Genomic DNA, 19,889 nt, shown 5'->3' with positions numbered 1-19,889 from the left:
GTGGAGGCGCCAGGGAGGATGCGATGTACAGAAACTGGAGAAGGATGATCAAGCCGCGGGGGCTGGAGTTCGACAGGGAGGAGTTGACCCCTACGTACGGCAAATTCGTGGCGAGGCCCCTCGAGCGCGGGTTCGGCATCACGCTCGGCAACGCGCTGCGCAGGGTGCTCCTCTCCTCGCTGCAGGGCGCGGCGGTCACCTCGGTCCATATCGACGGGGTGCTGCACGAGTTCACGAACGTGCCCGGCGTCAAGGAAGACATCACCGACATGGTGCTGAACATCAAGCAGCTCAGGCTCAAGCTCCACGAGGGAGAAACGGACACCATAAAGATCGACTTTCAGGGGGAGAAGGAGATCAAGGCCGGGGATCTCGTCACGTCTGAGAAGATAGAGGTGCTCAATCCCGACCTCCACATAGCGACCGTGGGCCCCGAAGGAAAGCTCAAGGCGATGATGGCGGTGAGGATGAACAAGGGGTACGTCCCCGCCGAGCAGAACAAGAGGCCCGAGGACCCTGTGGGCGTGATCCCGATAGACTCGATCCACACCCCGATCGTGCGCTGCAACTACAACGTGACCAACGCCCGAGTCGGACAGCGGACCGACTACGACAGGCTCACGATGGAGATCACCACCGACGGGTCGGTGAGGCCGGACGACGCGCTCGCGTTCGCGGCCAAGATACTCAAGGAGCAGCTGCAGATATTCATCAACTTCGACGAGGTGTCGGAGCCGGCGGAGGAGCTCATAAGCGAGGAGAAGCCGGCGCTCAACGAAAACCTCTACCGCCGCGTCGACGAGCTGGAACTGTCGGTCCGCTCGGCCAACTGCCTGCAGAACGCCAACATAAAGTACATCGGCGAGCTCTGCCAGAGGTCCGAGCCCGAGATGCTCAAGACCAAGAACTTCGGCCGCAAGTCGCTCAACGAGATCAAGGAGATCCTCACGAGCATGGGCCTTTCGCTCGGCATGAAGCTGGACGGATTCACCGTGGAGGACGCGGAGAGGTACAGGCCGAAGGACGTGGAATAAAACTGTGACTGGTGACTGGTGACTCGTGACTCGTGACTGGTGATCGGTCGGAATGAAAAGGGTTAATATATGAGACATCATTGTGCTACGAACAAGCTGGGGCGAACCAGGGCGCACCGCGATGCGATGCTGGCCAACATGGCCGCCTCGCTCATAAGGCACGGCAGGATCGAGACGACGCTGCCCAAGGCCAAGGTCCTTCGCGGCCTGGCGGACCGCATCGTCACCCTGGGCAAGAGAGGGACGCTGGCGGCCCGCAGGCGCGCCATCGCCATCGTCCGTGATCCCAAGGCCGTCAGGATCGCGTTCGAGGACCTCGCCCCGCGCTTTGCCGAAAGGCAGGGCGGCTACACGCGCGTGCTCAAGCTCGGCTGGCGCCACGGCGACTCGGCGCCCATGGCTGCCATCGAGTATCTCTCGACCGCCGAGGGCGGGCAAGCGGCTGCGCCGCATGGCGAGAAGGGCGCTGCCAAACCCAGGGCGGGGAAGGCCCCGGCTGAGAAGGCCGCTAAAAAGCAGGCAGCGGGCAAGGCGGCAAAGCCGCGGCTCGAGAAGAGGGCCAAGGCGCCCGCCAGGGGGAAGTCGACCGCGAAGAAGGCCCCTGCATCCAGGGCCCGCAAGTCCGGCAGGGGGGACTAGATAGAAGCTCAAAGCTGAAAGAAAGACATGAAGAGAATCTGGTACGTGATTGTTGCGGCCGGCGTCGCCATACTGGCGATGCCGGCCTTGCAGTATCTGACCCGCCCGGCGGCAGGCGATGCAGCCCCGCATTTCATGCTCCGATCCGGGGACAACGCCGAAGTGAGCCTCGAGGGCTTGAGCGGGAGGCCGGTGATCCTGCACTTCTGGGCCAGCTGGTGCGGCGTCTGCATGCGCGAGCTGCCTTCCCTGGCCAGGCTTCAGGGCGACTACGCTGACAGGGGGCTGGCTGTTCTGGCCGTCTCCATCGACGAACGGCCTGCCGATGCGACGGCCGCGGGAGAGGCGCTCGCGCCCGGCCTCGCGGTCCTCTTCGACCCGGACGGGGCTGTGGCCGACTCCTACCACAGCTTTGCCGTGCCCGACACGGTGTTCGTGGACAGGGGCGGCAGGATAGCGTGGCGCGGGGCAGGGCCCCTTGAGTGGGACTCGCCGGATGTGCGCGACCGCGTCGATGGACTGATAGGGGGGGTCGAATGAGGCGCATCGCAGCGCTCATCTCGCTGGCTGCCCTCGTTGCCTGTTTCGCCGGCCGGGTCGCTGCGGCCGAGAAGAAGGGAAAACTCGAGGGCTTCGAGGGAGAGATAGAGAAGTCGGAGCCGAGGCGCCATGAGGATGGCCGCGATCACCGTCACGATCATGAGCGGCGCGGTGCGGGCCCGGCCGGCGGAACGGAGATCGCGGCCGAGGGCTTCATGTCGGTCTTCTACTCCTTCTTCCTCACAGGGCTCGGGATGACCGGCGCTGTCTCCTCAAAGGAGATGTACGAGGAGCTCAAGCTCTCGGAGAGCCCCGCCCTCCCCACGATAAAGGTGGACGCGTCGTATCAGTACGTCTTTGACGGCATCCACGGAGCTGCGGGAAAGGTCGAGGCCGGATATCTCATGCTCGGCGCGCAGGCGGAGTACATAAGGTACATGGAGGGCGGGGCTCGCGACCTCGATTTCATATCGGGGCACGGGCTGCTGCGCACTCTCTTTGCGCAGTTCCTGGGGGTGAATCTCGCCATGGGGGTGAAGTCGCTCAAGGGCGCGAACTGGCATTCCGGGTTCGAGTTCGGCTTTCCCTCGTACATCTATTTCACGCGGCACCTGACCCTGGACATACAGCCGTACATGGCGTTCATAAACGGAAAGAACGTCTACGACATAACGGGCGGTCTTGCTTACAAGTACAAGGCGGTGGGGGCCAGGGCCTTCTACAGGATGATAAAGACCGGGGGAGAGACGATCCACGGCCCCGGGGGCGGGCTGTTTATACAATGGTAACTCGCTGATTTCGCTGAAAAATTGTTGACTTTCAACGGTTTCTCAATGATATATCCGAGCCCATAAAGGGCTATACGTTCTTTCATAAAATGTCGGGTTGGTGGGGCTGTAGCTCAGTTGGGAGAGCGCTTGAATGGCATTCAAGAGGTCGAGGGTTCGACTCCCTTCAGCTCCACTGACCCGATATTTTTTTGTGTCGAAAGATCATGCGGCATTTGAATTGAAGTGGCCGTCCAAGATCAGGGCCTGTTCCAAAGGCACAAAAAAACCCCCGGAGGACCGGGGGTTTTTTGTGACAAGAGACGATGTTATTCAATGATGACCGTTGAAGGCATTGGCCAGCTCATCACCTGGTTGAACCTGGCCAGACCGTCTCCGCCTAGCGCGCTGAGCGGATACATGAAGAATAGGTCCTCGGTCTTGTCCTGCTTCAGGAGGCCTGTGTCTATATATGCGCCTCGCTGCATGTTGGGATTGTTGGATGCATACCCCGCCATCCAGTAGACTTTGTTCGCGGGGAGAATGACTGTGAGCGCCTGTGTCGCTGATGGTGGCGAGGGGCAGCTGACCAGTTTGAAATATCCGTTCTTCTTCGGCTGACAGCTGTTGCCTGAGCATGTGGCGGTGTCGATCTCGAATACCCTGAGCTGGCCCGTCACAGGGTCGTTGGTCTCATAGCCGCCCGGCCCCTGCGGCCCTGCGGACATATTGCCAGCCTTGCAGTAAAGCTTTACAGTATATTTATCCTTGGAAATCTGCATCATATGCTGTTTTTCTATTTGCTGCGGTTTTACCACTTGCACTGCCCTCTTCTCCGCACCGTAAGCCGTGCTGACTGCAAAACCTAAAGACACCGCTACTGCCAGGACCAGTATTCTTTTCATCGGCGACCTCCTTTATTTAGCAGTAATTATAAATCATAAAGACCCTGCGTCTTATAACAGTAATATTTATGCCATGCCTTGATATAAAAAATCAACCTAAATTCGTTGTTATTTCAACGGTATTTTTAAATCGTGAACTTATCAAATTGAAGATATGTCGGATAATGTCAATATTTTGACGAAGTCGAAGGGCTGATTGGCTTGATTATTTCTATCGCTGGCCGCAGAACTCACGGAACTTGTCGAGGTATCCCCGGGCCCAGGGCTGGTCGGGATACCTGTCCCACCCCTCGCAGATGTTCCTCCAGGCCTTGCGCTGCTCATTGGAGCCCGGGGCTATCACGCTTATGGCGCCGTAGTAGTTGATCCTCAGGTCGTGCAGTTTGCCGGCCCTCTCAGGGTCCATGGTCCCGCGCACGTATCTCTTCACGGACAGCCTGAGGATATTGCGGGCCTCTTCCAGCTCGCTCGAGTACGGCGCGATCTCGTTGAGGGCCACGATGGCCTCGTACTCGTATATCTTCGCCCTGATGGCCTTCATCAATATGGGGACGGTCATGCCGTCGCCTTCGCTGCCTATGCGTTTCAGGATATCGAAGGCCCTGCTGACCATCACTCCGTTGCGGTTCATGGACCACAGCCGGGAAGGATCGCTCTCGATGGTTATGTCTATCGCCTTCACGATCGCCGTAAGCAGCCTATCTTTTTGCCTTTTCTCAAGCTCGTTGTCCCTTATGTACTTCTCGATCCAGATCGTGGCGTTCCAGGTGCTCAGCTCCTCGCAGGCATTGATGTCGTCCTTGGACGGCTCGCGCCCGGACGGGTCCGACAGGGTGCAGGTGCCGTCCGACTCGTTGTTGAACTCGATATTCTCAAGATAGTAGAGGAACTCGCTGGCGAGCATCATCTTTCGGAAGAGCTCGGGGCCCTCGCGGCAGGTGACCGAGTAGAAGGTCTCGCACCTCAGCTGCTCGGTCGAGGTGTCCTCGATGTAGTCGTCGTACCTCTCGATGCGGCACTCGTAGCCCTTGGCCTTCATCTCTGCATGGAAGGCCACGGCGAGGTCTTCGCAGAATGGGGTCTTCTCCGGGGCGTTGTTGAGCGCGGGTTTGCAGCTGAAGATCTTTGTCTCGATGGTCCACCCCCCGTTGGTGAAGTCCCTGTGTCCTGCAGATATTATCGGCGAATTTTTGGAAAAGGTGCGCGGTTTTTCAGGGCACAAAAAAACCCCCGGGAAACCGGGGGTTTTTTGGATCTCACAGCATGTGACAATGCTTATTCAATGGGCGGCTGGTAACCTTTCCAGTTCCATATCTCATTAACAGCCTTGGGCATCGGCGTGACGAAGTTGAGTCCCACGTCCGGTTTGTCCTTGTTGACTTGGGTGTGTGTGAAGGCGCCCTTTGCCATGCTTATTTTACCGTCTGTGAGCTTTCCTGCGAACTTCCACATGGCATTCACCGGCGTCGAGAAGCTGATGGTCGGACCCCAGGAGGTTTCTGTCGGCGCCTGCGGGCACACCCGGTCAATCCAGTAGCCTTTATCTTTCTGCGTTCCGTCCGGGTTGACTTCAAAGCCCTTGATATGGGCAGTGGGCGGGCATTGCACATACGCCGTCATGGTGGGGATATGTACTTTGGCCTTGACCGCTTGCGGCTCCGCTTTGATCACCTGTTTCTTCTGCACCTCTGCGATCGCAGTGCCCGCGATTGCCAGTGCTGCCAGTGCTGCCAGTGCAACAACAGTCAATCTCCTCATCTCACACCTCCCTTGGCTATTGCGTTGATTCTGCCTTTTCATCCGATTGCGCGTCACTCTATTTGCTTTGTGTGTCAATGTCAAATACATAAAGTCCGCTTGAGCCTATCTTATGAGGTTTTGCTGGATGTCTGGGAGGGTAAATCCGGGGCCTCAAGCCACAGAGGGTGGACATTCCACTATCTGCCGGGTTTTGCGATCCCCGGCAGCATGAGCTGCGCGCCGAGAACCATTTTGGCGGGCGCGCCCGGCACGATCGGGGCGGCCCTTTTTGACAGGATGTAATGCGCGGCGCCTTTGTCCTGTGTCTTTCCGAAATCGAGCGCGAGCTGATCGCCCCCCGTGGTCCCCTTGCGCTTCATCCTGCGGGGCCCGTTGCCGCGCACGACCGCATTGTCCTTCGCCCTCTTTCGACGCCCGGCTGTCGTCGCAGCCTTCGGCTCCTTGAGATCGAGCGGAAGCGCCTTGGCCCTCTTCTCCTTGGCCGTTTTCAGCAGCTCCGCTGCCTTGCGATCGGGCACCGAGCCGGCGAACATGGTGGCCAGCGTGTTGATGAGCGGGGCGAGGTCCACCCCCGCATCGGCCATCTGCTCGAGTTTTTTCATGAGGGCGGGCGGCGCTGCCCTGTCGCGGCCGATCATGCCGGGGCTGAACCCGAGCCTGTTCGCGCAGAACGCGTTGATGGTCCTGCAGGTCTTGTTGTCGCGCACGATCCTCGACAGCCACCCTGCAAGGCCGTGCAGGCTCCGCGTGTGCCAGTAGAGCACGGTCAGAGCCGTCAGCCTGCGCACCTCGTCGGGCACGTCCTGCCTGTGGATCGCCTTCTCGATCTCCGCCGGCGTCATGGGCAGGACGAAGGGCATGAGCAGGCGCAGGAAGGACTTTGCCCCGAGGTTAAGGTCGTCCTGATGCAGGGCGAGCATGTCCCTGTAGAGGTCGCGCACAGACGCGCCGTCGTATCCCGCGTCCGCGTGCACGGTGCTGTCAAAGCGCGCGTACTCGGCCTTCGCCCTGCGTATCCTGTCCGCGTCCTCGACTCTCCTGTACATGCGCCCTATGGCGCCGGCGCTGTCGCTCTCGATGCCGGTTACGTCTATCTCCGCGGAGCCGAGCTGCGATCTCACGCCCAAGGCGTCGATGTCGAGATACCACCTGCGCTTGAGCGTTATCTCCTGCTCCCTCCGCTCCACCAGGGTCGCCGCGTGCCACGGCGATACGCCGTCCCCGAGCACGACCGCGAACACGTTGACGAGGGTGCGCGGCCATCCGTCCCAGCCCTTCCACTCCCTTATCATGCGCTCATCCACGAGCAGCTTCTCCGACATGAACCCGTCGAAGGCGGGCGAGGTGGGGTTCGGCGGTATGGGCAGCGGGTCCAGCCGTCCCCTGCGCAGCGAGGAGACGATCTCGAAGGCCATCTTCTTGGAGAGGAGCCTCGTCGCGGCATCCGCGCCATGCTCGTATCCGTCCATCCCCTTCGTGACGCCGAGCTTTTTCAGCGCGGAGTCGACGATCCTCTGCGGCGTGTATTCCTGGGGCCTGTTGAGCCCCCAGATCATCTCGTCGAGCCTCTTTCGGAACAACCTCGGTTCGAGCTCTGGAGCTTCGTGCTCGATCGGTCTGGCTGGGTCGTCGTCGTACACGACATACGGCTCTTGAGAGGAGCTCGCAGGCCTTACCTGGGGAGGCAGGCCCCCGAGCTCCCTCATGAGCCAGTTGACCGCTATCCTGTCGCCGCGGTTGTATTTCTTGGCAAAGGCTTTGAATATGAGATTCCTGTCGTAATCGCCGCTCCTGGCTATCCTGATCTGCTCGGCCACCTCCTCGGGTAGTATGCCCCGATCGATGAGCTTCTCGATCCGGTCCAGCGCGTCGTGCTGTATGCGGGTCATCTTAACCATGGCGCGTTCTCCCTGGGCCTGTCCAGAGGCCCACATCCATCGTTCTCGGCAGGATCCCGAAAAAGTTGCTACGAAAAGACCGCCCCTCCTAGTCAAATTATATATAAAAAACAATAATTTACAGCTTAAGGGGTGGAATGCCAAGCGCCCTCTCCAGGATCTTTTGCGCAGGATCGAACAAAGACACATCGTTCAGGCCAAGGCGATCGATATCAGCGAGCGCTCGTTCAGGGACCATGCCCACTATCTCGCTCCCGGTAACGCTCGCGCCGAACTCAGCTGCGAGTTCGCTGCACGCCGCGAAGACCGCGGCCAGCGGCGCTGCATCGATGTCGAGGATGTTTGTGGTCACCTGCGCGCGGCCGTACTCGGGGATGAACCAGCCGCGCGCCTCGAGCGACTCGAAGCGGCGGGAACCGCTGCCGGACGACCTGATCTCCGCGGCGATCCTCTTCGCTATGCCCGCGTCGTCGGTGTCCAGGTTCACGTTGAAGGCGACCAGTACCCTGCGTGCGCCGACAGCTGTGGCGCCAGATCTCGCGTTGAACTCGCAGGGCCCGAAATCTGGTCTCCACTTCGGGTCTTTCAGTTTTTCCTTAAGCCCCTCGTACTCGCCCCTGCGGATGTCAGGGAGCCTCTTTCGCTCAGACCTCGCCGCCGCCTCTGCGTAGAGATACACAGGTATTCCGAGTTCGTTGCCCACGCGCCAGCCCAGCTTCTTCGCGAGCTCGACGCACTCCTGCATGGTAGCGTTGAGGAGCGGCACGAAGGGGCACACGTCGCATGCCCCGATCCTCGGGTGCGCCCCGTGTTGGAGGCGCATGTCGATGAGCTCGACGCCTTTCTCGATCGATCTGAACGCAGCCTCGAGCAAGGCCTCCGGAGGCCCTGCGAAGGTGTAGACCGTGCGGTTTGTCCCTTCGCCGGGGTCCACGTCCATGAGCGAGATCTCTTGCACGGATCTGATGGCCGAGGAGATGGCCTCTATCTTCGCTTTGTCCCGGCCCTCGCTGAAATTGGGCACGCACTCGATGAGCTTCACCGCTCCTCCGGAGTCCCGAGCCTTATAGGTGAAAACCCGCTGAAGGGCAAGACAGGCGGGTTTTATCGAATCTGAATCATAAAATCATTGAATCATGGGAAGGTTAGGTCTGTTTAGGCATGGACTGCTTTAAGTTTCGGATATCTAGAAAGAACTTTAAGGTACAGTAAAAATCCTTGAAATTACGCATAAATATGAATATGGATCATGTTCGGTTTGTGCACAGGCCTTCGAGTTTATCGACGACAGTAGTTCACAGAGGGAGGTCAAATGCGCTCCACGATGAACTTCACCATAGGCGGCAACACGCCAATCCAGAGCCAACTGCTTGGGCCATCATTGAATGGCATAAAGGTGGGCGTCATGGATCCATCGTTTGATTCGTTCTCAGCGGTCGCGCGCTGTGGCAGAGAGTCGGAGTTCTCCGCGAGCACCATCTGCGCCATTTCAGCTTTTGCGCGATTCGGCGGGGGGTCGGGCGCCGGCAGCGTGTCCGGAGGGGGGAGGGGATCCCCGCCTTCAGGGGGCGGATCGGGCGACGACGCCAGGCTGAGAAAGCGATTCCCCGCGCTCCTGGACAGGACCGCGACGCCGGAGAAGGAGCTCGACCTGCTCGAGGACGCGATCACCGGCGGCGAGGATGGGTTCAGCTGGATGGAGATGGTGCGCCGGGCCGCCGCGGGAGAGCCCTATTACGCCTCGCTCATGGGCAGGCCTCTCGCGAAGAAGCTCTTCGAGATGACCAGGGGGGTGCTCGTCCCCTCGCCCGACAACTTCACCCCTGAGGAGAGGACGCCCTGGGGGGGCACCATCATCCCGCAGATGAAGATGGGGCTTCGCATCTGGGCGAAGGGCCTTGTCGTGGGCGAGTCGTGGGAGATATCCGGTCATCCCAGATTTCCGAACAGCTTCGCCGTCGAATACGCGGGGAAGAGGACCACCGTGGAGGTGGCACAGCTAGCGGCGATGTTCTCGAGAAACCTCTACGGGCCTCTCGCGCCGTCGAACGAGATCACCTCCATGCCGTTTCTCGTCAAACTGCTCAACTCCGGCAGCTGGTCCGAATACATCCCCGAGTTCATGAAGATACTCGGGGAGCTCGATGATATGCCGAAGTCCGGCGCGTGGAGGGGCGCGGTCGGGGCGACCTCGTCCCTTCAGGAACTCGGCGGCAGAAATTACGACGATATCCACCAGGGGATGCTCGCGCTCGAGAGGGAGATCAAGGGCGATATCCCGCAGGCGGCTGAACTCCGGGACCTTCACAGGCGGATGCTCGCGAAGAACCTCTCGGTCCAGGTGCATCCCCGTTCCGGCTTCAAGGGCATGGCCCCCGGCGAGCACTCCAAGACGGAGGCGTGGATCATCGTCGATGCGGAGGAGGGCGCAGGCCTCTATCTGGGGCTCAAGGAGGGCGTGACGAAGGAGCGGTTTGCCGCTGCGCTCAATTCAGGGGACGACGTGACGCGATTCCTCAACTTCGTTCCTGTCTGCGCGGGCGACGTGTTCTTCATCCCCGCCGGCACGATACACGCCATAGGCGCCGGCGTCCTTCTCGTGGAGCCTCAGGAGACCTCGGAGACCACCTACCGCGTCTTCGACTACGGCAGGGTGGACGACATGGGGAGGCCGAGGCAGCTCCACGTGGACCAGGCCATGGCTGCGACCATCTGGGACGGGCCGAGGGGGCCGGCCGCGGTCTCCGCGCTCCGCAGGATGCCGGAGCCCGTGGCATCATCAGGCGACAACGTCCAGATGGCCGAGAGGCTGTTCGACGAGCCGTTCGCAAGGGGTGAGCGCCTCCGCATGACCAGGGGCGAGGTGTTCGAGGGCGAGGGCGGCGTGTTCAGGGGCTACACTGTGATAGAGGGCGCGGTGTCGGTAGTCAGAAAATCAGACAGCACGCTCCAGGGCGAATTCAGGAAGGGACAGTCGTTCATGGTGCCGGCGGCCATGGGAGATTTTGCGATAAGAGGGTTGTCTGGCCGGAACGTGATGATCGAGACCTCAGCGGCAGCATCGTAACCGCCCCTGCGCGGGGCCTTCAAGGGAGGGGATATGAGGGTCATGCCGAATGTCTACGCGATAATCCTGGCCGGAGGGGAGGGGACGCGGTTCGTGCCCTACAGCACGCCCGAGAGGCCCAAGCAGTTTCTCAACGTCATCGACAACAGGCGGACCATGATCCAGCAGACGTTCGATCGGGTCTCGGGGTTCGTGCCCGGCTCCAGGTGCTTCGTGGCGACCAACGACAGGTACAGGGCGCTCGTGGCCGAGCAGCTCCCCGAGATCCCGCCTGAGAACGTGATCGGCGAACCGAAGAAGAAGAACACCGCCCCCGCGATCGCGCTCGCCTCGAGCCTCATCCACAGGCGCGACTCGAATGCGGTGACTGTCTTCACCCCTGCCGATCACTACATACCCGATTACGCAGGCGCGATATCGGCGTTCGAGAAGGCCGCTGCCTTTGCGGCGGACGGCAGGCACCTCGTCACCTTCGGGATACCGCCGACCTTCCCCTCGCCCGAGTACGGCTATATCCACGAGGGCGATGCGATCCAAGGCTCTGAGGCCCGCATGGTCAAAGAGTTCGTGGAGAAGCCTGACGTGCCGACCGCGGAGCGCTACATAGCCACGGGCCACTACCTCTGGAACAGCGGCATGTTCGTGTGGAAGGCCGACGCCCTGCTCGGCGCGGTGAGGGAGCACCTGCCGCAGATGGCGGAGCAGCTCTCCACGCTCAAGCTCGATCCGAGGGGAGGGGCCGATCAGGGCTGGGTGAACAGGTTCTTCGACGAGGTTCAGGGCATATCGATAGACTACGGCGTGATGGAGAAGGCGAAAAACGTCGCCGTGTTCCCGTTCCCCGTGAGCTGGTCCGACATAGGCACATGGCAGAGCCTCGCCGAGATGGCCGCTCGATTCAAGATAACGCTCCCGCTCGAGGTCCAGGGTTATCTGAAGGAAAAGATAAAGTGACAATCGAGGCTCAGTCCGGGCGGGCGGCTTTCATCCCGACGCCTGACAAAAGCATCCGCGTCATATTGTCCCACGTGAAGTAGGGGATGGTGATGTCGTAGGCGGCCGCTGCGATCGATTCGCGCCGCCCGGCGTCCGCCAGCAGCGCCTTCAGCGCGTGGGCGAACCCGTCTGCGGCCCCGGCCGGGACGATCACGCCCCCCTTGCCCCAGCGGATCTTCACATCGCCCCCGCGCGTCTTCACGATCTCGTCTCTGCCGTCCTTTGCCAGATACTCGACCGCGAAGGGGATGAGGGTGGACGATATCGTCGCCTTTCTGCAGGCGGCTGCCTCCTGGACCGACATCCCGAACCCCTCCATCTCCGAGGGCGACAGGTAGACCGTGGATATCGCGAAGAGCTGCGCCATCAGGTCGTCCGGCACCATGCCCACATAGACCACGTCGTCGCGCACCCCGAGCTCGCGGGCGAGGGAGTCCAGCTCGGCGAAGAGATCGTTCGCCTTCCGGTTGATCCTGAGCAGGAGCAGCGCGTCCGGGTTGTCCCTGCGCGCCTCGGCGAACGCCTTGAGGACGATGTCCTTGCGCTTGGTCCGGTCTGTGCGGCTCATCTCGAGGACGCATCTGCGGCCGGAGGCCTTGCGGCCCGTCGCGGGGTCCGTCTCCTTCAGGAACTCGTAGATGCGGCCCAGGTCGGCGCCCTCATCCAGGGGGCGGATCGCCGAGGTGTCTATGCACGGCGGCAGGAACAGCTCCGGCCTGCGGCCGTAGCTCTTCTCGGAGTGTCTCGAGATGTCGCCGGAGGTCGAGGCGACCGCATCGGCCGCTTTCATGACCTCTTTCTCGAATGCGATGCGCTCGTCGAACCGGAGAGGGGCCACCACCTCGGGCGGCTTGTCCATGAAGTTGAGGCGCTTGAGCGTCCCCAGCGAATGGGGCACCCAGATGTGCTTCGCCTTGAGGCCGCTCTCCTCCTTCAGGATGCAGGCCAGCAGCGCCCCGTCCCAGTAGTGGGATATGATGAGGTCGACCGGGAGCCTCTCCCGGTCGGCGAGCCTTTTTGCGAACTCGACCTCATCGGAGAGGATCTCTCGGGTCAGGTCCTCCTTGCGGATGAAGGCCCCACCTCCGCCCTCGAGATAGACGATCCGCGAGTGCGAGTCCCTGTAGCGGGCTCCGGTGAGAATCTCGCCGCTCATGGGGTCGGGGTAGCCGCCGCGGTTGTAGGTGGTGACCCTGTATCCGAGCGCCACGAGCGCGTCGGAGAGCGAGCGCACGTACTGGTTCTGCCCGCCGGTGTCGGTGAGCCCCGAACGCACCTCCCACGTGTGGGTCCCGTGGTTGGTGACCATCAGGATATGGGAGCGCTTCGACTGCAGGAATTCTCTTTGTAGGTTTTTGCCGTCCATCGCATGTGCCTTTCGTTTCAGCGCAAAGCTCTAGGATTTCTTCTTCCTGCTGTTGTGGTATTTATCGAGCTGAGGCGCCCTGTGCTTCCATGTCAGCATGAAACAGAACCCGCCCAGGATCGAAGCTATTATGAAGAAGATGAATCCGCCGTTCCAGCCCCAGCGGTCCGCTATCAGACCGGTGCCAACGCCGGCCAGGGCGCTGCCGATATAGCCGAACGCCCCCGTGAGCCCGGTGGCCGTGGCCGCAGCCTTCTTGGATGCGAAATCAGCGGCTGCGACCGGCACGAGGAGCTGCGGTCCGTAGACGAGCACGCCTGCAGCTATCAAGACCGCCGCCTCCAGAATGTGGCTGCTGTTCGGTATGAGCCACAGAAGCGCTATCGAGCCTGCGAGCAGGAACATGCTGACGGTGGCGAGGGGGCCGCGCCGGCCCTTGAAGAAGAAATCAGAGGCCCAGCCCATGCCGATCGCGCCTCCTATGCCTGCGAGCTCGAATGCCGCGGTCTTGAGCCCCGCAGCTCCCAGCGTTGAGCCCCTGGCCTCCACGAGGAAGGTCGGCGCCCAGTCCATGATGCCTATGCGCACGATGTAGACGAAGATATTCGCGATGGCGATTATCCAGATGAGCCTGTTGTTCAGCACGTGTTTGAAGAGGATTTCCTTGATCGATTTGGCCTGGTCCTCGTTCGGATCGGCGAGATGCGCCTCACCCCGGTACTCCTCGACGGGGGGCAGGCCTATGGATTGGGGTGTGTCGCGCAGACGCCAGATGAGAAGGAATGACACCACTATCGCTATAAATGCCGGGATATAGAATGCCGATCGCCAGCCGAAGTTCGAGACGAGCCATCCCGCGAAGATGAGTATCCCGGCCCCGCCGATCTGATGAGCCGTGCTCTGTATTCCCCATTTGGTTCCGAGTTCGGTCGGGCTGTACCAGTGGGTCAGAAGCCTCACCGAGGCGGGCATGCCCAGCGACTGGAACCAGCCGTTGAGGATCCAGAAGATGCTGAATGCGATGAGGCCTGAGCTAAGGCCGAAGAGGATGTTGACTATCGCTGCGGCCAGAAGACCCAATGCCAGCATGTAACGGGAGTTCGCGCGATCAGCGATCACTCCGTTCGCGAACTTGCCGACGCCGTAGACGATTGAGAAGAGCGTGAGGACTATGCCGAGGTCCGTCTTTGTGTATCCCAGCTCGTCGAGGAATGACGGCATGGCCATCGAGAAGTTCTTCCTGACGAAGTAGTAGACCGCATAGCCGATCACGAGCGACGTGATCGTCTGCCAGCGCCAGTATCGATAGAGGCTTTTGACCTTTGCGGGATCCTCTATCGGTTTGGCGTGGGGGGCGACCTTAAGAAACGACAGGATATTGGGCATCTTTCGCTCCTTGTCCCTGTGGGTTGTGTCGTCCGGACGACTGCGGACAGGCGGTCATCTATCCCGTAAATACATCAGGAAATCAAGGAATTATTGGTCTGTGCCAGGGCCTCTACAACCTGACGCGCGGTGGGATGCTGTCCGAACCTTCGGCATTGTGCCTCTGCTCACCCTCGCGGATCTCCGTCTTGGCTGCCTCCGCTTCCGGCGCTGCGGCGGTCGGATCTTCAGCAATCGTTTCTCCGCCGACCTCGGCCTGGAAGAGGCCGTAGAGGTGGTGGGGCTCGCCGTAGTTCTCGTTCCGCCTGTAGCGGCGGACCCTCGCCTCGTATTTCTCAAACGGCTGAGCGATGGCGCCGCGGACCTCCGACCGCGCCACCCTGCTCAACGGGCTCTGCGGGGGAGTGAGCTCCTCGGCGTCCGGGTTTATGTTCAGCATTATCAGCGTGTGCGGATTTTCGCTGAAGAAGGAGTTGATCCGGTCGCCATAGGTTTCGCTCTCCTTGGCCATGAGGAGCGTCTTCACCAGGGGCCTCAGGATGTGGTATGAGGCGCTGTCCGAGACGTTGGTGAGCACCAGTTCCAGGATGACCTCGAATTTTTCCTGGTCCATGCCCAGATTTTCCCTGTCGGTCAGGACCTGGTAGACGCTTCCGAAGAAGTACGGGTTCGGGCGCTGCGGGAAGTCGGGCGGGATCACCGGCTTAGTGAAGGCGTAGAGGGGCCACAGCCTGTCCAGGGGGTGCTTGAACGGCATGAAGAAGTGCAGCGGATGTATGACCTGCCCCGATTTCTTGATGTGGTCCTTGAACAGGTTCAGCGCATCCGAGATCTTTCGGTCGAGTTCCCCGCGCTCCTTCTCGGTGAGGTTCTTTCCCGCCGCCTGCGCCATGAGGGCCTTGCGCTCCCCGATGACCTTGTCGAGCGCCCTGATGAACGACTGCTCCTCAGGCTGCGCCCCGCTGGCGCTTGGATAGGCGCTGTCCCAGTATGGGTTCCCCGAGATCGCGTTTGTTGCGGACATGCCGGTCTGGCCGGCGTTGCAATCCCAGTTGCCCCCTCCCGCGACTAGCCGGACGAGCGACGCGCCCAGGTCGGGCCCAAGTATCCTGAACACCCTGTTTCTGAGGTAGCCGGAGTTGAACGCCGAAAGCCCCCCTCGGAGGAACTCGTGGGGATAGGCGAGCATGCCGGTCTTCGCCTCGATTGCTTCCCCCTCCTTGATTCGCCTCGCCTCGTCGGCCCTCGCGTGACGGACGTCGTTGATCGCCCTCTTGATGTTCGCGCCGAGAGGTATCTGCCTCTTGAGGATGCCGCTGAAGCCAAGGGTGATGCCGAGGAGCCCCGCGGTGATGGCGGCGCCCTGCGCCGCGATCAGGGGGTAGCTCTCGGGCATCTGGCCGACCTGGAACATCGCGCCGAGCGGCGATGAGAGGCCGGTGACGAGGGCGGCGGCCAGGGGGAGGTTGTAGTCTGTGTTGCCCTTTATCGGGATCAGGGTCTTGCCAAGGGCCATGAAGCTTTTTCTGAGCTCGCCGGCGCCGGTGTTTTTCAGCGGCGAGAGGCCGGTGGTCAGCAGCATAACGAGCATCTCGCCGCTGACGATGGTGGCGCGCACGATGCGGTCGGTCCAGGCGTCCATCGGGTTGGCGAACACCTCGGGGGGCGCGAGAGCGACGCCTATGTCCGCCGAGAACATCACAGCGCCGGGGATGAAGAAGAAGGAGGCCATCTGCGTCCATTTCCTCGCCCTCGCCGAAAGGAGGTTCGCCAGGAAGATCACCCCTGCGGCCTTCGTATATATCTGATAGGCGGTTTCCGCAGGGTCGCCGTTCAAAAGGCTCGGGAAGAGGTTCTGCGGGGACTGCACGAGCTTGAGGAACGCCTTCTCGTAGGCCCCGGGGACGTTCGCCAGGGTGTTGACGACCGTCTCTCCGAATTCCGGGCCCGCGGCCACGGCCGACGAAGGCACCGTCCAAATCAGCGCGCTCATGAGCCTCTTGGCCATGAAGAGCGTCACGTCGTATGCTGTGCGAGTGCGGCTGATCCTTCCGGTGTCGATGGCAGCCGAGTCACGGGCCTCGATCGAGTTCCAGCCGTTTCGGAGCTGATAGGCGCCCTCCGTCATGGCGGCGCCGAGGCCGCCGGCGGCCCATCCGAACTCAGGATGGCCGGCTGCTGCTGCGCCCGCTATGCCCAGGGCCATGCCGATTCCTCCGGTGATCATGGAGTTCACGATGCTCGTGGTGTGGGCGTTGGCGAATGCGGCCTGAAGCCTTCGCAGGAAGGCGCCGTCGGTCGCGTTGTTTTTGACTTCGCCCGCATCCTTGAATCGGGCGCCGTCGAAGAACCCCTCGAAGAATTCGTGTTTCCTCAGCAGCTTCGCAGCCTTGGTGTTTTCGAACGAGTTCGGCGACACTATGGAGCGGACCCGGGTGAGGGCCTGTGCCCCGAGGCCGAGCTTGTACTTCAGAACGGCGGAGAACGCCCCGTAGGCGGCGTAGGCCTCCCTGAACTCATCTCTCTGGCCGGCAGGAGAAGCGGGGCTGAAGTGGATCTGGTAGAGTCTGTTGAACTGGAGGGCGATCCTGTCTGAGAATTTCTCGATCTCCGACATGTCGCCGCTTCGATTGGCCAGCTCCAGCCTGCGCGCGAGCGCCTCTATGACGAGCAGGCCTCCGAGAAAATGTATCTCGGACGCTTCCGCCTTGTCCATGGCCGGCGCTACGTCGCTCATCGCCCCTTCGGCGATCCAGATGGCCTTGCCGAACAGGGAATCGTGCTGGACCTTTCTGGAACTCGCGTGCTGTATCAGGTTGAACGCGAGCAGGAGCTTTGTCGCGGCCAGATCGGTCTTGGGCGCATCGGCCTTTTCCAGATCGTTCACGTGCCGGGAGAGGACCTCGATGTTTTTAGCTGCCGGTTGTGCGCTCGCGAAAGGCTTGAGCCCGAAGATCTCTTCGCTGGTCAGCGCGGTCGCGCCGATCAGCGCCTCTGTCAGAAGCGCGTTGCCCTCCGGGACCAGGCTGTGGATCGGGTCGTTTGAGGATTCGTCGAAAGGCTGCCTGAGCCCTTCAAGGGCCTGCCTGTAGGAGCCGACCGCTGAATCAACGTCCCCTGTGCGCCTCGCATCGCGCGCCCTTTCAAGGCTCTCGTTGATTCTCGATATGCGAAAGGAGGGCTCGAACTGAAGGAGCTGATTGTCGCCCTTTGATTTCCTGAAGGGATCGGAGGAGTTGCCGGCGGAGAGGGGGGGGCGCTGATTCTGCAGCAGCGGGCAGATCGCGCTGTTGCATACGGTCGGGGATATGGTCAACGACGGCACCGATGTGGCGGTGAGCAGGCTGTTTGAAAAAGTCGGAATCCTCTGCGCAACCAGGTTAGTCATCGCATCCGCCTTCCGCTAGACTTATCGCAGGTTGTGAGAAAAAGTTGCGTCCTCAGTGAGAAAAAAAAGATCGCTGCGCCCTGTCGCGCAGCCGGAATTTAACTTATTGTTTCAAAAGAGAAAATTTGAAGCTTGAAGCGATGCAACGCGTTATATTCGCTAATTTATACGAATTGCGTCGAATAAGTCAAGGATTATGGGTAGTTCTGAATGCCCGTGACAGGGCAGCGGGGGGGTGTCAGCCTGCTGGATTCGGGGCTGGAACTAAAAAAGGAACAGCCCCTCCAGCTTGTCGTGGGCACGCTTCTGCCTGTTGTGGCCGTTCACGCGGCGCTCGTAGTCCTTGAACTCCATCCTGACCTTGCCGCGCACCTTTTTCCTGGCGATGCGCCTGTATTTCTCGTGCAGTGGCGGGTGCTCCGCAAGTTCAACGTTTACCATGAGCGGCACCTCGGGGTTCTCCGCGAAGAAATCCTCTATCAACTTCCGGTATTCCGGGTCCATGTTGTCCCTGGCAAGGGCCAAGAGCTGCACCAGCGGCCTGACCGTGTCGTATGCGCTGGGGTCCGATGCGTCCGCCTTCACGTAGTCCAGAAGCGTAATGAACTCTTCGAGGTCGAGCCTCTCGTTGGGGTGGCCGCCGTGGAGCATGAGATAGAAGTCTGCAAGGAAGTGTCTGTCGGGAAGCTGGGGGAATGTGGGGGGCCTGGCAGCCATGGTGAACGAGTAGAAGGGGATGAGCCTGTCGGTGAGAGCCTCGTGGGACATGAACAGATGCGCGGGGTGCATGACCTGCGCTGCCTCCTGGAAGAAGGTCCTGATCTGCGCGTGGACCATGCCCCTCTCCCATCGGGCGTCCTCCGGACTCAGGGTCTTGTTCGCCATCCGTTGATCTATCTGCAGCCGCTTGTCCGTCGCGTTCTCGAACTCCTTTTTCACCGACTGGCGGGACCATGTGGTGCCCGACAGCTCCGGCCACATCCTCGTCGAGACGCCGTTGCCGTGGACGATGTTCGTGCCCGACATGGCCAGCTGGCCCGCGAAGGTGTCCCACCCCATGAGCGTCCTGAACAAGGCGGGAATTATGTCCCAGTAGCCGGACCGGAAGATGCGGTTGTGGGCGTATGTCGTGTTGAAGGCGCTCACGCCGCCGACCAGCGTGTGGTATGCGCGCTTCATCGAGCCGTCGCCGGCGGCGCGCGAGTCGTCCAGCCCCTCCTTCGCCCTCGTCAGTATCGGTATGGTCTGCTTCAGCACGCCGCTTATGCCGAGCGTGATCGGCAGCATGCAGACGGTCGTCGCGACCCCCTGAAGCGCTATGAGCACGACGTTGTCCAGGGTCTTGTCCCTCTGTATGTAGCCTCCGAGCGGCGCGGTGAAGGCGTTGACTATGACCATGGAGAGGGGGAGCGCGGCGTTCGCGCTGAAGGTCTGCTTCATGAGGGTGAGGACGTTCGTGGCGGCGGTCTCGCGATGGTCCCAGTGCCACTTCACGTTGCCGAGTATCTTCATCATGAAATACGACTCGACCGTCAGCAGGCCTGCGCGGATCAGGCGCTCCGCGTAGGTTGGATCGTTCGGCCCCGGCGCGAGCCAGCATCCGATGTCGGCCGAGAGCATGAACGCGCCCGGGAGGAACGCCATGGAGGCGTAGTTGAGGTGTTCCTTGTGGGCTGGGGTCATGTCCCTGCGCATCTGCATGAGGAAGACCGCGGCCGCCCCGTAGGTGTAGGCGTGTTCCAAAAAGTGCCACCCATCGAAGCCGGGCATTGTCGCCAGATCGAGGTTGAAGAGCGCAAAGCCTGGCGCGAGCCACAGCCATCTGCGGTCCTGCCTGAAGAACTTCAGGATCTCGGGCCATACGATGTTCGAGGCGAAGAGGGCTGCGCTCACTCCCGCCATCGCATCCCGGAACGAACGGAGAAGGTCGCCCGCGCTCGGGATGCTCTCGTGCGAGAGGCTGTTGATGGACTGCATGACGGCGTCGGGGTTGGCGATGACATGGCCGAAGTTCCCGATCTTTTCCCCGGCGACATCCAGGCTGCGCGAGAAGGTGTTGCCGAGCACCTCGATCCCCTGCCCCTGGAACTCGAGGAACGCGGAGGGAAAAACCCAGGGGAGCGAGTCGAACGAGGAGTGGAC

The 19,889-nt window shown here is 61.1% G+C and carries 15 protein-coding genes and 1 tRNA gene; 7 read left to right on the top strand and 9 right to left on the bottom strand.

Annotated elements, in window-relative coordinates:
* The first annotated feature begins 23 nt into the window (after positions 1 to 23).
* From JXA24_01255 to JXA24_01235, 5 genes are all read left to right on the top strand, one after another.
* Positions 24 to 1,034, top strand: a complete 1,011-nt coding sequence (locus JXA24_01255; GenBank protein MBN1282384.1) for a DNA-directed RNA polymerase subunit alpha — start codon at positions 24 to 26, stop codon at positions 1,032 to 1,034.
* Positions 1,035 to 1,103: 69 nt separating this feature from the next.
* Positions 1,104 to 1,673 carry a 50S ribosomal protein L17 gene (gene rplQ / locus JXA24_01250; protein MBN1282383.1) on the top strand — a complete coding sequence of 190 codons (570 nt, stop codon included), beginning with the start codon at positions 1,104 to 1,106 and terminating at the stop codon, positions 1,671 to 1,673.
* Between the two features lie 27 nt (positions 1,674 to 1,700).
* Complete coding sequence (locus tag JXA24_01245; protein ID MBN1282382.1) at positions 1,701 to 2,213, top strand: TlpA family protein disulfide reductase; 513 nt, start codon at positions 1,701 to 1,703, stop codon at positions 2,211 to 2,213.
* Positions 2,210 to 3,001 (top strand): hypothetical protein, encoded by a 792-nt coding sequence (locus JXA24_01240; GenBank protein ID MBN1282381.1) that lies wholly within the window; start codon positions 2,210 to 2,212, stop codon positions 2,999 to 3,001. The genes JXA24_01245 and JXA24_01240 overlap by 4 nt, the downstream gene beginning before the upstream one ends.
* A gap of 102 nt (positions 3,002 to 3,103) precedes the next feature.
* Positions 3,104 to 3,176 (top strand) — tRNA-Ala (locus JXA24_01235).
* A gap of 133 nt (positions 3,177 to 3,309) precedes the next feature.
* Here the strand turns inward: JXA24_01235 and JXA24_01230 are convergent.
* The 5 genes from JXA24_01230 to ftcD all read right to left on the bottom strand — a co-directional run bounded on the left by JXA24_01230 (position 3,310) and on the right by ftcD (position 8,586).
* The gene (locus tag JXA24_01230) at positions 3,310 to 3,885 is read right to left on the bottom strand and encodes a hypothetical protein (protein MBN1282380.1); all 576 of its coding nucleotides are present in this window, start codon (positions 3,883 to 3,885) and stop codon (positions 3,310 to 3,312) included.
* A 211-nt stretch (positions 3,886 to 4,096) separates the two neighbouring features.
* Positions 4,097 to 5,107 carry a hypothetical protein gene (locus JXA24_01225; GenBank protein MBN1282379.1) on the bottom strand — a complete coding sequence of 337 codons (1,011 nt, stop codon included), beginning with the start codon at positions 5,105 to 5,107 and terminating at the stop codon, positions 4,097 to 4,099.
* Positions 5,108 to 5,160: 53 nt separating this feature from the next.
* Complete coding sequence (locus JXA24_01220) at positions 5,161 to 5,643, bottom strand: hypothetical protein (GenBank protein MBN1282378.1); 483 nt, start codon at positions 5,641 to 5,643, stop codon at positions 5,161 to 5,163.
* A gap of 179 nt (positions 5,644 to 5,822) precedes the next feature.
* Positions 5,823 to 7,544 (bottom strand): hypothetical protein, encoded by a 1,722-nt coding sequence (locus JXA24_01215; protein ID MBN1282377.1) that lies wholly within the window; start codon positions 7,542 to 7,544, stop codon positions 5,823 to 5,825.
* A gap of 118 nt (positions 7,545 to 7,662) precedes the next feature.
* Positions 7,663 to 8,586 (bottom strand): glutamate formimidoyltransferase, encoded by a 924-nt coding sequence (gene ftcD / locus JXA24_01210; GenBank protein MBN1282376.1) that lies wholly within the window; start codon positions 8,584 to 8,586, stop codon positions 7,663 to 7,665.
* A gap of 363 nt (positions 8,587 to 8,949) precedes the next feature.
* On the opposite strand from ftcD, the gene JXA24_01205 reads away from it, so the two are divergent.
* Positions 8,950 to 10,611 (top strand): hypothetical protein, encoded by a 1,662-nt coding sequence (locus JXA24_01205; GenBank protein ID MBN1282375.1) that lies wholly within the window; start codon positions 8,950 to 8,952, stop codon positions 10,609 to 10,611.
* A 33-nt stretch (positions 10,612 to 10,644) separates the two neighbouring features.
* Positions 10,645 to 11,565 carry a mannose-1-phosphate guanylyltransferase gene (locus JXA24_01200; GenBank protein ID MBN1282374.1) on the top strand — a complete coding sequence of 307 codons (921 nt, stop codon included), beginning with the start codon at positions 10,645 to 10,647 and terminating at the stop codon, positions 11,563 to 11,565.
* A gap of 10 nt (positions 11,566 to 11,575) precedes the next feature.
* Here the strand turns inward: JXA24_01200 and JXA24_01195 are convergent, their stop codons facing one another.
* The 4 genes from JXA24_01195 to JXA24_01180 all read right to left on the bottom strand — a co-directional run.
* On the bottom strand, positions 11,576 to 12,973 hold the full coding sequence (locus tag JXA24_01195; protein MBN1282373.1) for a glycosyltransferase: 1,398 nt from the start codon (positions 12,971 to 12,973) through the stop codon (positions 11,576 to 11,578).
* A 30-nt stretch (positions 12,974 to 13,003) separates the two neighbouring features.
* Complete coding sequence (locus JXA24_01190; protein ID MBN1282372.1) at positions 13,004 to 14,359, bottom strand: MFS transporter; 1,356 nt, start codon at positions 14,357 to 14,359, stop codon at positions 13,004 to 13,006.
* A 112-nt stretch (positions 14,360 to 14,471) separates the two neighbouring features.
* On the bottom strand, positions 14,472 to 17,747 hold the full coding sequence (locus JXA24_01185; protein MBN1282371.1) for a hypothetical protein: 3,276 nt from the start codon (positions 17,745 to 17,747) through the stop codon (positions 14,472 to 14,474).
* 264 nt (positions 17,748 to 18,011) lie between these two features.
* Positions 18,012 to 19,889 (bottom strand): hypothetical protein (locus JXA24_01180; GenBank protein ID MBN1282370.1); only part of this gene is annotated, 1,878 nt, incomplete at its 5' end.

This window comes from Pseudomonadota bacterium, from assembly GCA_016927275.1.
In the GTDB taxonomy this organism is placed as follows: domain Bacteria; phylum UBA10199; class UBA10199; order 2-02-FULL-44-16; family JAAZCA01; genus JAFGMW01.
The sequence above is the reverse complement of the archived record's forward strand: the minus strand, read 5'-3'. Positions and strand labels throughout refer to the sequence as shown.